Origin of the sequence: Vibrio sp. 10N.261.54.E10, from assembly GCF_002877735.2 — a bacterium.
GTDB lineage: Bacteria > Pseudomonadota > Gammaproteobacteria > Enterobacterales > Vibrionaceae > Vibrio > Vibrio crassostreae_C.
Genome location: NZ_MCXE02000003.1, coordinates 420,579 through 434,464, shown reverse-complemented (window position 1 = coordinate 434,464; position 13,886 = coordinate 420,579). Strand labels below are relative to the sequence as shown.

Genomic DNA, 13,886 nt, shown 5'->3' with positions numbered 1-13,886 from the left:
ATTATCCTTGCTCTATTTTGCCATGTTCCACATGAAACATCCTGCTATTTTCGTCATGCATATCTGCAATCTGATCAGCGGTAATAGAGCTTACAAAAACTTGAGCCTGGGTCGCCTTTAAACACTCAGCAAGACGTGCTCGGCGTTGGCTATCTAATTCGGAAGCGAAGTCATCTATCAAATAGATGCACTGCTTACCTGTCATTTGAGTGAGGTGTTGCCCTTGTGCTACTCGTAGCGCGCACACCATCAACTTCAATTGACCTCGTGACAAGACATCTTCCACTGGAGTGCCGTTCACTTTTATCTTCAGATCCGCTTTGTTTGGCCCACTAAAGGTGTAACCAAGCTGCTGATCCCTTTCAAAATTCTTTTCTAATATATCGGCGTACGGGGTGTCTTTGTCCCAGCCACGATAGTAGTTAATCTTTATCTCAAACTCAGGAAGGAAGGTCGCACAGATTTCTTCGGCGACTTCTTTGAGCTGATCAACGTAGGTGGCACGCCACTGACTGATGCTTTCTGCTAAACGGGCCAATTCTTGGTCCCAATAGCTCAGCTCTCGATAGTGCGTTGCCGTTTTCAATAAGGCGTTTCGCTGCTTATTGAGGCGCTTTACCCTGCCCCACGCATCATAAAAGCCCGACTCACTGTGGAAGACTCCCCAATCAATGAATGCTCGGCGATGCTTAGGTCCATCGGTTAGTAAATCAAACCCTTCAGGGTGAATCAACTGCAAAGGTAAGACTTGAGCTAACTGAGCCAACTTTTGCCCAGTTTGACCGCTTATTTTAACCTCTGTCGTGCCATCGCGCTGCTTATTAATGCCAATTGGCAGCTCAAATTGATCCGAGGTCATAAAACGGCCATGTACAAACAGCTCACTACACTCGTTTTGTATGATACGACCGGTAAGTGAACTCTTGAATGAGCGACCATGTCCGAGCAGATACACAGCTTCAAGGACACTGGTTTTGCCGCTTCCGTTAGCCCCTATAAGAAAGTTAAAGCCTGATGACGGTTGAATGTCACAGGCTTCAATATTTCTAAACTGCTTAACGATTAAGCGCGATAAAGGCATAACGTCTTCATATTAATCTTCAATCACGACTCGGTAGGTCAACATAGGGCTGCTTATAAGCGAATTGGCATAACAACGTACATCGCGCTGTCATCTTGTGCGTTCTCGATAAGAGCACTCGCATTGGCGTCTGACATTGAGATGCGAACCTGTTCACAACGCAGTGTGTTCAGAACATCCAATACGTAGCTTACGTTGAAGCCAATCTCTAGCGCGTCACCGTCGAAGTTAACATCGAGTACTTCTTCTGCTTCTTCTTGCTCTGGGTTGTTCGCGGTAATGCGCATCTCGCTATCCGCAAGGTTAACGCGAACACCACGGAATTTTTCATTCGATAGAATCGCAGCACGAGAAAATGCTGAACGTAATTCATCACAGCCAGCTTCAAGTGTCTTGGTGGTATTTTGCGGCATTACGCGGCGATAATCAGGGAAACGACCATCAACCAGCTTAGAAGTGAAGACATAGTTGTTCACTTCAGCTCGCACGTTAGAGTTACCAATTTGCAGTGTTACTGGCTGTTCAGGTGCATCCAATAGCTTCACTAACTCTTGAACACCTTTACGAGGAACAATGATCTGCTTCTGAGCAAAATCCGCACCCAGTTGTGCTTGAGATACTGCCATACGGTGACCATCGGTCGCTACGCTGCGCAGGATAGAGCCTTCAATCTCAAACAACATACCGTTGAGGTAGTAACGAACATCTTGGTTCGCCATTGAGAATTGTGTTTTCTCGATAAGACCGCGAAGTTCAGCTTGTGTCACTGACACTTCAACTTCACTGCTCCAGTCTTCAATATTTGGAAAATCTGCCGCAGGTAATGTTGCTAAAGAGAAGCGGCTACGACCAGAGCGAACCTGAATACGGTCACCATCCAATACCACCGTGATCACTGAGTTATCTGGCAATCCACGGCAGATATCTAGGAATTTACGTGAAGGTACGGTAATGCTACCCGCTTCGAAATCACCTTCAAGCGTTACACGGCTGATCAGTTCAACTTCTAGATCCGTCGCTGTCATCGACAACACGTTATCTTCTACTTTAATCAGTAGGTTTCCTAGAATTGGAAGCGTTGGCCTGCCACCGAGTGCGCCAGATACTTGTTGTAATGGCTTAATCAGGTGACTACGTTCAATGGTAAATTTCATATCTTGCTCTTACGGTCTAAATGGCACTGCGTAATAGTACGTGGCCAAGATTCTGCTTATTAAGGTTAAGAATACTGTGTATTAAGAAGAAAGGGTACGAATCAAGTTCGAATAATCTTCTTTAATGTCGTGGCTCTCTTCACGCAGCTGAGCAATCTTACGACAAGCATGCAGTACCGTCGTGTGGTCACGACCACCGAATGCATCGCCAATCTCAGGCAAGCTGTGGTTTGTTAGCTCTTTCGCCAGTGCCATCGCCAATTGACGTGGACGAGCAACAGAACGAGAACGACGCTTAGACAATAGATCGGCGACTTTGATTTTGTAGTACTCGGCTACTGTCTTTTGAATGTTATCAATAGTGACCAGTTTTTCTTGCAGTGCAAGTAGGTCACGCAGTGCTTCACGCACGAAGTCGATCGTGATCGGGCGGCCAGTGAAGTTTGCATTCGCAATAACACGGTTCAATGCGCCTTCCAGTTCACGAACGTTAGAGCGTAGACGCTTGGCAATAAAGAACGCCACTTCATCCGCAAGGTGAATTTGGTGGTCTTCGGCTTTCTTCATCAAGATCGCAACACGTGTCTCAAGCTCTGGTGGCTCAATCGCTACCGTCAAACCCCAGCCGAAACGAGATTTAAGACGATCTTCTACCCCGTTGATCTCTTTTGGATAACGGTCAGACGTTAGGATGATCTGTTGATTGCCTTCAAGCAGCGCGTTAAAGGTATGGAAGAACTCTTCTTGAGAACGCTCTTTATTAGCAAAGAATTGGATGTCATCGATAAGCAATGCATCAACACTACGGTAGTAGCGCTTAAATTCTTCGATCGCGTTGTTTTGCAGAGCCTTTACCATATCCTGAACAAAACGCTCTGAGTGCATGTAAACCACTTTCGCATTCGGCTTATTATCAACAATGGCGTTACCCACCGCATGCAACAAGTGCGTTTTACCTAAACCAGTGCCGCCGTATAGGAACAACGGGTTGTAGGCTGTACCTGGGTTATCAGAAACCTGACGTGCCGCAGCCAAACCGAGTTGGTTCGACTTACCTTCAACAAAGTTATTGAACTTATGTTTTGGGTTCACGTTTGAGCGGTGATTCAAGTCAACCGCGACAGGCTCTTCATCACGCCAGATATTATGGACAGGTTTGCGAGCTTGTAATTGCGCAGGTGCTGATGACTCAGCGGCCACATCAGCTGCAGTGCGAGTCTGAGTTGGTGTCGGTGTCGCAGGCTTTGGTGCAATCACACGCTTGCTTCCCACTTCAAAATGAAGATGTGGGATATCGTTACCGCAATATTCTTGCAGCAGACGGTTAATGCTATTTAGATACTTATCACGAACCCAATCGAGTACGAAACGGTTCGGTGCAAATAGAGTTAGAGTATTGTCATTGAGTTCCGCTTGTAACGGACGAACCCACATACTGAATTCTGTAGCTGGTAACTCTTCTTGAAGCTGTTGCAAACACTGCAACCAAAGCGAAGATGACACGGTGCCCTCACTCTATTTAAAGTAATATGAAATGACCGCTAATTTTACCTGTTGATAAGTCAGATCACCAGCAATTGATCACAGATCCAGTGAATAAGATCCAAGTTATTCACAATAAATTTGTAATTTATCGGTGGATCCACACATCTTGCCCCTAATTTACTCACACAATGATCCACTTATGCCCGGATCCTTGCTAGTTATCCCCAAATCGGGAATTCAATCTGGTTATGGTTAATAACATCTGGTTATTTATTCTAGTGAGCATTTTCCCAGTAACATCCAAACCCATAAATATAAGGAGTTACCAAATGAATAACTGGATTAAGGCTGCAATTGCGGCTATCGCACTCTCTGCTGCTACTGTTCAAGCTGCGACTGAAGTTAAAGTCGGCATGTCTGGTCGCTATTTCCCGTTTACGTTCGTTAAACAAGACCAGCTACAGGGTTTTGAAGTGGATTTATGGGATGAGATCGGTAAGCGTAACGATTACAAGGTTGAATACGTAACGGCAAACTTCTCTGGTCTGTTTGGTCTTCTTGAAACGGGTCGCATCGATACCATTTCAAACCAAATTACAATGACGGATGCACGTAAAGCGAAATACCTATTCGCAGACCCATACGTAGTAGACGGCGCACAAATTACCGTTCGTAAAGGTAATGACAGCATTAAAGGCATCGAAGACCTTGATGGCAAGACGGTTGCGGTAAACCTAGGCTCAAACTTTGAACAACTGCTTCGCAGCTACGACAAAGATGGCAAGATCAATGTAAAAACCTACGATACAGGTATTGAACATGACGTGGCACTGGGTCGTGCCGATGCATTCGTAATGGATCGCCTATCAGCACTAGAGCTTATCAAGAAGACTGGTCTACCATTACAACTAGCAGGTCAGCCATTCGAAACAATTGAAAACGCTTGGCCTTTCGTCGACAACGATAACGGCAAAAAACTGCAAGCAGAAGTAAATGAAGCATTAGCAGCAATGCGCGCAGATGGTACGCTAGAAAGTATCTCTCAGAAATGGTTTGGTGCGGACATTACTCAGAAGTAATTACTCACTTTCTCCATTCAAGGCCCACTGCTTTATACAGCGGTGGGCTTTTTGCTTTTGTGCACTGATTAAAAAACCTGATACAACAGTACTTACATATAGAACAACACTGCCAATAAAAATACGAGATAGATTATGGGATTTGACTTTAATTACATGCTAGAGCTGTTGCCAATACTACTGAAGTATTTAGGCACCACGATGGAGATGGCGACCTGGGGCTTGTTCTTTGCTCTGATCCTGTCTCTGATACTGGCGAATATTCGTGTATTCAAAATCCCAGTGCTCGACCAACTGAGCCAACTGTACATTAGCTTCTTCCGAGGCACACCACTGTTGGTGCAGCTGTTCCTCCTTTATTACGGCTTACCACAAGTCTTCCCGTGGATGGTTGGGTTGGATGCCTTCAGCGCCGCTGTGATTGGCTTAACCCTGCACTTTGCCGCGTATATGGCAGAAAGTATTCGTGCCGCGATTATCGGTATTGATCGCAGCCAGATGGAAGCCAGCCTTTCGGTCGGTATGACAACCAGCCAAGCGATGCGCCGAGTGATCTTACCGCAAGCAACTCGCGTGGCACTGCCGTCGTTGATGAACTACTTCATCGATATGATCAAGTCGACTTCACTTGCCTTCACCCTAGGTGTCGCCGAAATCATGGCTAAAGCTCAGATGGAGGCTTCTTCAAGTTTCCGCTTCTTCGAGGCTTTCTTAGCAGTCGCACTGATTTACTGGGGCGTGGTGGTTATCCTCACTCGTATTCAAATTTGGGCCGAAGTGAAACTGAATAAGGCGTATGTACGATGATCAAATTACAAAATATCCACAAGCAGTTTGGTGACACCGAAGTTTTGAAAGGGATCGACCTAGAAATCAAACAAGGTGAGATAATTGTCATCATAGGTTCAAGTGGTACGGGTAAATCTACCCTACTGCGTTGTGTGAATTTTCTAGAGCAAGCCGATCAAGGCACGATTTCGATTGATGATATCAAGGTTGATACTCAGAAACACACTAAGGCAGAGGTGCTTGCACTGCGTCGTAAGACCGGTTTTGTGTTCCAAAACTATGCACTGTTCGCTCACCAAACCGCGAGACAGAATATTGCTGAAGGTTTAATTACCGTTCGTGGTTGGAAAAAACAGCAAGCCCATGAAAAAGCACAACAAATACTTGATGATATTGGCTTAGGTGACAAAGGTGATAGCTACCCAGCCGCGCTCTCTGGTGGCCAGCAACAACGGGTGGGTATTGGCCGTGCAATGGCACTACAACCCGAGCTTTTACTGTTTGATGAGCCGACTTCAGCGCTCGATCCTGAGTGGGTTGGCGAAGTGCTTAACCTAATGAAAAAACTGGCAAATCAGCATCAAACCATGCTGGTGGTTACCCATGAAATGCAGTTCGCGAGAGAGGTCGCAGACCGAGTGATCTTCATGGCTGACGGTCATATTATCGAGCAGGGATCTCCACAGGATATTTTTGGTAATCCACAGGATCCTAAATTAAAAAAATTCTTAAATAAGGTTGGGATCGACTAAGGATTCTTGTGATTTTAGTTATTCTACGTATAATCCCCCGACCGGAATTTTAGTTAACCCAATCATTGACACTTTTTGTGACAGTGATTACAATTCCGCCTCTTTGTTGAGAGGCGTCGGTTTTCCTTTCTTATATAAAGAAGAGAAAAAATGCCCACGCCGGGTTTAACAAAAACCTAAAACTACTGATCAGTAAGGTAATTACAATGAAACGCACTTTTCAACCTACAGTTCTAAAGCGTAAGCGTACTCACGGTTTCCGTGCTCGCATGGCTACTAAGAACGGTCGCGCAACAATCAATGCACGTCGTGCAAAAGGCCGTAAGCGTCTTTCTAAGTAATCTTTGATTATTTTGAATAAGCTAGCCTTCGGTCGGGAGTTACGCTTGTTAACTCCCGAACATTATCAAAATGTCTTCAAGCAAGCTCATCGAGCTGGCTCCCCTCATTTCACCATCATTGCCCGAAATAACTCTCTTTCAAATCCTCGTCTTGGATTAGCCGTTCCGAAAAAGCAGATTAAAACCGCCGTGGGTCGTAACCGATTCAAGCGTCTTACTCGTGAAAGCTTTCGTAACACTCAACACAAACTTCCTAACAAAGATTTTGTTGTAATCGCTAAGAAGAGCGCGCAAGATTTAAGCAATGAAGAAATGTTCAAGCTACTCGACAAATTATGGCTTCGCCTGTCTCGCCCTTCGCGTGGATAGCGCTAATACCCATCTATTTTTATAGATGGTTTATTAGTCCACTCATCGGCCCACGCTGCCGATTTACTCCAACCTGCTCTTTATATGCGATAGAAGCGTTGAAAGCTCACGGTTTTGTAAAAGGGTGTTGGTTATCAGGCAAACGTCTATTAAAATGCCATCCTTTGAACGAAGGGGGCTTTGACCCCGTTCCACCAGTCCAAAAACAAGACAGAGATAAATAACGATGGATTCTCAACGTAATATCCTGTTAATCGCATTGGCTTTGGTTTCTTTCCTACTGTTCCAACAATGGAACGTAGCTCAGAATCCAGCACCACAAGCGGTTGAGCAGGCACAATCTGGCAGCACCCTACCAGCGCCATCTTATGCAGATGATCTAGACCCGGCTCCTGGTCAAGTTGCTTCTTCTGCTAAAACTATCACAGTAACAACTGATGTACTGACTCTGTCAATTGATACGGTTGGTGGTGATGTCGTTAAAGCAAACCTAAACGATTACTCTGCTGAGTTCGATTCTGAAGATACGTTTGTTCTTCTTAAAAACGAACCAGGTCACCAATTTATCGCACAAAGCGGTCTAGTGGGTCCTCAAGGTATCGATTTAAGCAGCACAAACCGCCCAAGCTACACAGTTTCAGCAGACAGCTTCACGCTTGCTGATGGTCAGGATGAACTACGCATCCCGATGACTTACCAAGCGAACGGCCTTGATTACACGAAAACATTCATCCTTAAGCGTGGCAGCTACGCAATGGATGTTGAATACGATGTAGTCAACAACTCTGGTAACAACGCGACATTCGGCATGTACGCTCACCTGCGTCAGAACGTAATGGATGACGGCGGTAGCCTAACAATGCCAACTTACCGTGGTGGTGCTTACTCTACGGAAGATACGCGTTACAAAAAATACAGCTTCGACGACATGCAAGATCGCAACCTGTCTCTTAACCTAGCAAACGGTCAAGGTTGGGCAGCGATGATTCAGCACTACTTTGCAAGTGCATGGATCCCACGCGACGAAGCAGGCAGCAACCTTTACACTCGTGTAATTGGTAACCTTGGCGACATCGGTGTTCGCATGCCGAACAAAACCATCGCTACTGGCGACGAAGCAAACTTCAAAGCAACGCTTTGGGTTGGTCCTAAACTTCAAGACCAAATGGCTGCTGTTGCACCTAACCTAGACCTAGTAGTTGACTACGGTTGGTTATGGTTCATTGCTAAACCACTTCATACTCTGCTTTCGTTCATTCAAGGCATCGTTGTGAACTGGGGTCTGGCAATCATCTGTCTAACTTTCATCGTTCGTGGTGCTATGTACCCACTAACGAAAGCTCAGTACACGTCTATGGCGAAAATGCGTATGCTTCAGCCTAAGCTGACTGCAATGCGTGAGCGTATCGGCGACGACCGTCAACGCATGAGCCAAGAAATGATGGAGCTTTACAAGAAAGAGAAAGTAAACCCACTAGGTGGCTGTTTACCTATCCTTCTGCAAATGCCTATCTTCATTTCGCTATACTGGGCACTAATGGAGTCTGTTGAACTGCGTCACTCACCGTTCTTCGGTTGGATTACTGACCTTTCAGCACAAGACCCATACTACATCTTGCCACTTCTGATGGGTGCTTCAATGTTCCTAATCCAGAAGATGAGCCCGACAACTGTAACGGATCCAATGCAGCAGAAGATCATGACCTTTATGCCGGTTATGTTCACATTCTTCTTCCTGTTCTTCCCTTCAGGTCTGGTTCTATACTGGCTAGTATCGAACATCGTAACTCTGATTCAGCAAACGCTTATCTACCGTGCGCTGGAAAAGAAAGGCTTACATTCTAAGTAAGTTCGATAATAGAAAGAGACAAAGAAAGGCGACCAAAAGGTCGCCTTTTTGTTTTTAGCTGATTACAATTCAGCTAATTGATTAATCGTGAGCGCCCCTTTTTGGCTTTCACATGCTAGCAGGCACAACTATGACTACAGATACGATTGTTGCTCAAGCGACTGCACCCGGCCGTGGCGGCGTCGGTATTATTCGCGTTTCAGGCCCACAAGCAGCCCAAGTTGCGCTTGAAGTTACCGGCAAAGTACTGAAACCACGTTACGCTGAGTACACCCCTTTTAAATCTCACGATGGTTTAGAGCTAGACCAAGGCATCGCGCTTTACTTTCCTAACCCGCACTCGTTTACCGGTGAAGACGTATTAGAGCTACAAGGCCACGGTGGCCCTGTGGTAATGGATATGCTCATCAAGCGCATCCTCGCGATTCCAGGGCTACGCGCAGCACGCCCTGGTGAGTTCTCGGAGCGTGCCTTCTTGAACGACAAGATGGATTTAACCCAAGCAGAAGCGATTGCTGACCTCATTGATGCCAGTTCAGAAGAAGCGGCGAAATCAGCTCTGCAATCGTTGCAAGGTGAGTTCTCGAAACGCATTAATACGCTGGTGGACTCTCTGATTCACTTACGCATCTATGTTGAAGCCGCTATCGACTTCCCAGAAGAAGAGATTGATTTCCTTGCTGACGGTAAAGTAAGTGCTGACTTACAAGCTATCATCGACAACCTCGAAGCGGTTCGCCAAGAAGCCAATCAAGGTGCCATCATGCGTGAAGGTATGAAGGTGGTGATTGCAGGTCGTCCTAATGCCGGTAAGTCGAGCTTACTGAATGCATTATCGGGTAAAGACTCCGCGATTGTGACTGATATTGCAGGTACAACCCGTGATGTACTTCGTGAACATATCCATATTGATGGTATGCCACTGCACATTATTGATACCGCAGGCCTGCGTGAAGCCTCGGATGAAGTCGAAAAAATCGGTATTGAACGCGCTTGGGAAGAAATTGCTCAAGCCGATCGCGTTTTATTTATGGTCGATGGCACCACTACCGATGCTACCGACCCGAAAGATATCTGGCCAGATTTCGTTGATCGTCTGCCGAATAACATCGGAATGACCGTGATTCGTAACAAAGCCGATCAAACCGGTGAAGATCTCGGGATTTGCCATGTTAATGATCCAACTCTGATTCGACTATCAGCAAAGACGGGACAAGGCGTTGATGCACTACGTAATCACTTAAAAGATTGCATGGGCTTTGCTGGTGGCAATGAAGGTGGCTTCATGGCACGTCGTCGCCACTTAGATGCCCTAGAACGCGCATCTGAGCATCTAGATATTGGCCAGCAACAGCTCGAAGGCTATATGGCAGGGGAAATCTTGGCAGAAGAACTGCGTATAACGCAGCAACACCTTAACGAGATTACTGGTGAATTCAGTTCCGATGACCTACTCGGCCGTATCTTCACCTCTTTCTGTATTGGTAAATAACCTTTAAAGGCCGGCTCATGCTGGCCTTTTTCTTTAGTAAGGACAGCTTAATGATCCACATTATTACAGGCAGCACCTTAGGTGGTGCAGAGTACGTTGGCGATCACCTTAATGATCTTCTTGAAGAGCAAGGCCACGAGATCACCCTTCATAATCAGCCTGAATTCGATGATATTCCCCAACAAGGTTTTTGGTTGCTGGTGACTTCAACTCATGGTGCGGGTGAATTTCCAGATAATATTAAGCCGTTTATCGACGCATTGACCCAGCAATCTCCAGATTTAAGCCCGGTTCGCTTTGCTGTCGTGGCGCTTGGTGATTCGAGTTACGATACCTTCTGTTTGGCGGGAAAATCAGTCCACAGCCAGATGAAAGAGCTCGGTGCTCAGCCTATTTCTGACTGTTTTACCATCGATGTATTGGAAACTCCGGTACCAGAAGACGCAGCAGAAGCTTGGTTCAACGATCATAGCGACCAGTTTTAACCTCTCTCCTCTCTCAAAAAGCGGCTTATGCCGCTTTTTTTGTCTCTGAACATCGTGATTGTGAATAACTTTTTTTCAAAAACATCGAAAATTAGCGATCTATTTTCAATTTCTGCTGTGGATAAGATCATACATATACGGTGATTAACCTATAGTTATCCAAATAACAAGTTTTAGGCTAATTTCCTCCTGTGAATAAGTAGCCATTTTGATCCCAGCTAATCCTCATCCTGATCAAAGTTAGATCACATCATTTGATCCAAAAAAGATCCATGATCTCGTTGATCATTTCCGACTTATCCACAGATAACCTCGATCCTAATAATAGATCTAATAAAAGATCTCCTTAAAGATCTTATCTATATTAATTAAAAACAGCTTTTTCGAAAAATCCCAAAAACGTTTTCTCAGGCTATGAAAACAGGTAGAATATCGCTCCTTTTTATCAATCTAGAAAACGTTTGAATACCTGAGGTCGGTTCATGCTTTATCACGAAAAATTTGACGTCATCGTTGTTGGTGGTGGCCATGCAGGAACGGAAGCCGCACTCGCATCTGCACGTACTGGTCAAAGTACGTTATTACTTACTCATAATATCGATACACTAGGACAAATGTCTTGTAACCCAGCCATTGGCGGGATCGGTAAGGGCCACTTGGTAAAAGAGGTCGATGCAATGGGTGGATTAATGGCGCAAGCTATTGATCATGCAGGTATTCAGTTCAGAACATTGAACGCATCAAAAGGCCCTGCGGTTCGTGCTACTCGTGCACAAGCTGACCGCGCACTGTACAAAGCCTTTGTTCGTAACGTTCTTGAAAACACGCCAAACCTGACTTTGTTCCAACAGTCGGTTGATGACTTGATCGTTGAACAGGATCAAGTGGTAGGTGTGGTAACGCAGATGGGCCTTAAGTTCCGCGCAAGCGCTGTGGTTCTGACTGTGGGCACATTCCTAGGCGGCAAGATCCATATTGGTATGGAAAGTTCTTCAGGTGGCCGTGCTGGTGATCCACCATCGATCGCACTGGCTGACCGTCTTCGTGATCTTCCATTCCGAGTTGATCGCCTGAAAACAGGTACTCCTCCTCGTATCGATGCGCGTAGCGTTGATTTTTCTGAGCTTGAGGTTCAGAACGGTGATAACCCGACGCCTGTTTTCTCGTTCATGGGCAGCCGAGCTCAACAACCTCGTCAAATTCCATGTTACATCACGCATACCAATGAAAATACGCATGACGTAATTCGTGCCAACCTTGATCGCAGCCCTATGTACGCGGGTGTGATTGAAGGCATTGGCCCTCGTTACTGCCCTTCGATTGAAGACAAAGTAATGCGTTTTGCTGACAAGAACAGTCACCAAATTTTTATTGAGCCAGAAGGTCTAACGACTCACGAGCTATACCCGAATGGTATCTCTACCAGTCTGCCGTTTGATGTACAGGTTCAAATTGTTCGTTCGATGAAGGGCTTTGAAAATGCTCATATCGTTCGCCCTGGCTATGCGATTGAGTACGATTTCTTTGATCCTCGCGACCTTAAGCTGACTTACGAAACTAAGTTTATCAAAGGTCTATTCTTTGCGGGTCAAATCAACGGTACCACTGGCTATGAAGAAGCGGCTGCACAAGGCTTGATGGCCGGTCTGAATGCAAGTTTGTTTACTCAAGGCAAAGAAGGCTGGAGTCCACGTCGTGACCAAGCTTACATGGGCGTGCTTATCGACGACCTATCTACCATGGGTACCAAAGAACCTTACCGCATGTTTACGTCTCGCGCGGAATACCGTCTGCTGCTTCGTGAAGACAACGCCGATATCCGCTTGACTGAAAAGTCGCGTGAACTTGGCCTTGTTGATGACGCTCGTTGGGCTCGTTTCAACGAGAAGATGGAAAACATGGAGAAGGAGCGTCAACGTCTGAAAGAGACTTGGATTAATCCAAAATCTGAAGATATTGATCAACTGAACCAAATTCTGAAAACACCAATGTCTCGTGAAGCGAGCGGTGAAGATCTTCTTCGTCGCCCTGAAATGACTTATTCACAGTTAACCGCATTGGATCGTTTTGGTCCTGCACTGGAAGATCAACAAGCGTCTGAGCAAGTTGAGATCCAAGTGAAGTACGATGGTTACATTCAGCGTCAACAAGACGAAATTGAAAAATCACTGCGTCATGAAAACACCAAACTGCCTGCTGATATCGATTACAGCAAGGTAAAAGGACTTTCTAACGAAGTGGTTCTTAAACTAACGACAGCTAAGCCTGACTCAATTGGTATTGCTTCGCGAATTTCAGGTATCACACCTGCAGCAATCTCAATTCTGTTGGTTTACTTGAAAAAACACGGCCTGTTGAAAAAAGGTGAGGAAGCATAATGAGCGCATTACGCGAAAAACTGGATCACCTTATTGGCCAGACTGAACTTGAAGTATCTGAAAAACAACGTGGCCAGTTGGTTGGCTACGTTGAGTTACTGAACAAGTGGAACAAAGCTTATAACCTAACATCAGTTCGTGACCCACAAGAAATGATGGTGAAACATATCTTAGATAGCATCATTGTTAGCACTCACTTACAAGGTAAGCGCTTTATCGATGTGGGTACGGGACCTGGTCTTCCTGGGATTCCGCTCTCAATCATGAATCCAGACTGCGAGTTTTACTTGCTAGACAGCCTAGGTAAGCGTATTCGTTTTATCAAACAGGTGATTCATGAGTTGGGTATCGACAACGTGGTACCGGTTCAAAGTCGCGTTGAAGAATTTCAACCAGAAGAAAAGTTTGATGCAGTGCTCAGTCGTGCATTTGCGTCAATGACAGACATGGTAGAGTGGTGTCACCATTTACCTAAAGAGCAATCCGGTGTATTTTTGGCTCTTAAGGGACAACATCCTAGAGACGAAATCGACCTGTTACCTGAATGGTGTTCAGTGACAGACATTAAAGCTTTGCAAGTGCCAGAGCTTGATGGAGAGCGTCATCTAGTTACTTTATCGCGTCAGGGATAA

The 13,886-nt window shown here is 45.6% G+C and carries 14 protein-coding genes; 11 read left to right on the top strand and 3 right to left on the bottom strand.

Annotated elements, in window-relative coordinates; genetic code table 11:
• Position 1 precedes the first annotated feature (1 nt).
• The 3 genes from recF to dnaA all read right to left on the bottom strand — a co-directional run bounded on the left by recF (position 2) and on the right by dnaA (position 3,738).
• Positions 2 to 1,081, bottom strand: coding sequence for a DNA replication/repair protein RecF (gene recF, locus BCU07_RS20930; RefSeq protein ID WP_017058810.1), 1,080 nt, complete (start codon positions 1,079 to 1,081; stop codon positions 2 to 4).
• Positions 1,082 to 1,134: 53 nt separating this feature from the next.
• The gene (dnaN, locus tag BCU07_RS20925) at positions 1,135 to 2,235 is read right to left on the bottom strand and encodes a DNA polymerase III subunit beta (protein ID WP_017058809.1); all 1,101 of its coding nucleotides are present in this window, start codon (positions 2,233 to 2,235) and stop codon (positions 1,135 to 1,137) included.
• A gap of 81 nt (positions 2,236 to 2,316) precedes the next feature.
• Positions 2,317 to 3,738 (bottom strand): chromosomal replication initiator protein DnaA, encoded by a 1,422-nt coding sequence (gene dnaA, locus BCU07_RS20920; RefSeq protein ID WP_017058808.1) that lies wholly within the window; start codon positions 3,736 to 3,738, stop codon positions 2,317 to 2,319.
• A 311-nt stretch (positions 3,739 to 4,049) separates the two neighbouring features.
• Here dnaA and BCU07_RS20915 point away from each other — a divergent pair, with 311 nt between their 5' ends.
• The 11 genes from BCU07_RS20915 (at position 4,050) to rsmG (ending at position 13,886) form a co-directional block, all read left to right on the top strand.
• Positions 4,050 to 4,799: an amino acid ABC transporter substrate-binding protein gene (locus BCU07_RS20915; protein WP_009848135.1), complete on the top strand. Its 750-nt coding sequence runs from the start codon at positions 4,050 to 4,052 to the stop codon at positions 4,797 to 4,799.
• A 135-nt stretch (positions 4,800 to 4,934) separates the two neighbouring features.
• Complete coding sequence (locus tag BCU07_RS20910; protein ID WP_009848134.1) at positions 4,935 to 5,606, top strand: amino acid ABC transporter permease; 672 nt, start codon at positions 4,935 to 4,937, stop codon at positions 5,604 to 5,606.
• Positions 5,603 to 6,340, top strand: coding sequence for an amino acid ABC transporter ATP-binding protein (locus BCU07_RS20905; RefSeq protein ID WP_017058807.1), 738 nt, complete (start codon positions 5,603 to 5,605; stop codon positions 6,338 to 6,340). Before BCU07_RS20910 ends, BCU07_RS20905 begins: the two co-directional genes overlap by 4 nt.
• Positions 6,341 to 6,546: 206 nt before the next feature.
• On the top strand, positions 6,547 to 6,681 hold the full coding sequence (gene rpmH, locus BCU07_RS20900; RefSeq protein WP_004735800.1) for a 50S ribosomal protein L34: 135 nt from the start codon (positions 6,547 to 6,549) through the stop codon (positions 6,679 to 6,681).
• A gap of 45 nt (positions 6,682 to 6,726) precedes the next feature.
• The gene (rnpA, locus tag BCU07_RS20895; RefSeq protein WP_017055478.1) at positions 6,727 to 7,050 is read left to right on the top strand and encodes a ribonuclease P protein component; all 324 of its coding nucleotides are present in this window, start codon (positions 6,727 to 6,729) and stop codon (positions 7,048 to 7,050) included.
• Entirely contained in the window at positions 7,017 to 7,274 is a 258-nt protein-coding gene (gene yidD / locus BCU07_RS20890; protein ID WP_004735802.1) for a membrane protein insertion efficiency factor YidD, read from the top strand. Before rnpA ends, yidD begins: the two co-directional genes overlap by 34 nt.
• A 2-nt stretch (positions 7,275 to 7,276) precedes the next feature.
• Positions 7,277 to 8,899 carry a membrane protein insertase YidC gene (gene yidC / locus BCU07_RS20885; RefSeq protein ID WP_017058806.1) on the top strand — a complete coding sequence of 541 codons (1,623 nt, stop codon included), beginning with the start codon at positions 7,277 to 7,279 and terminating at the stop codon, positions 8,897 to 8,899.
• Between the two features lie 130 nt (positions 8,900 to 9,029).
• Positions 9,030 to 10,391 (top strand): tRNA uridine-5-carboxymethylaminomethyl(34) synthesis GTPase MnmE, encoded by a 1,362-nt coding sequence (mnmE, locus tag BCU07_RS20880; RefSeq protein ID WP_029235098.1) that lies wholly within the window; start codon positions 9,030 to 9,032, stop codon positions 10,389 to 10,391.
• A gap of 50 nt (positions 10,392 to 10,441) precedes the next feature.
• A complete protein-coding gene (gene mioC / locus BCU07_RS20875; protein WP_017058804.1) occupies positions 10,442 to 10,876 on the top strand; it encodes an FMN-binding protein MioC in 435 nt (144 codons plus the stop codon).
• Positions 10,877 to 11,358: 482 nt separating this feature from the next.
• Positions 11,359 to 13,254: a tRNA uridine-5-carboxymethylaminomethyl(34) synthesis enzyme MnmG gene (mnmG, locus tag BCU07_RS20870; RefSeq protein ID WP_102429010.1), complete on the top strand. Its 1,896-nt coding sequence runs from the start codon at positions 11,359 to 11,361 to the stop codon at positions 13,252 to 13,254.
• Positions 13,254 to 13,886 carry a 16S rRNA (guanine(527)-N(7))-methyltransferase RsmG gene (gene rsmG, locus BCU07_RS20865; RefSeq protein ID WP_017058801.1) on the top strand — a complete coding sequence of 211 codons (633 nt, stop codon included), beginning with the start codon at positions 13,254 to 13,256 and terminating at the stop codon, positions 13,884 to 13,886. Before mnmG ends, rsmG begins: the two co-directional genes overlap by 1 nt.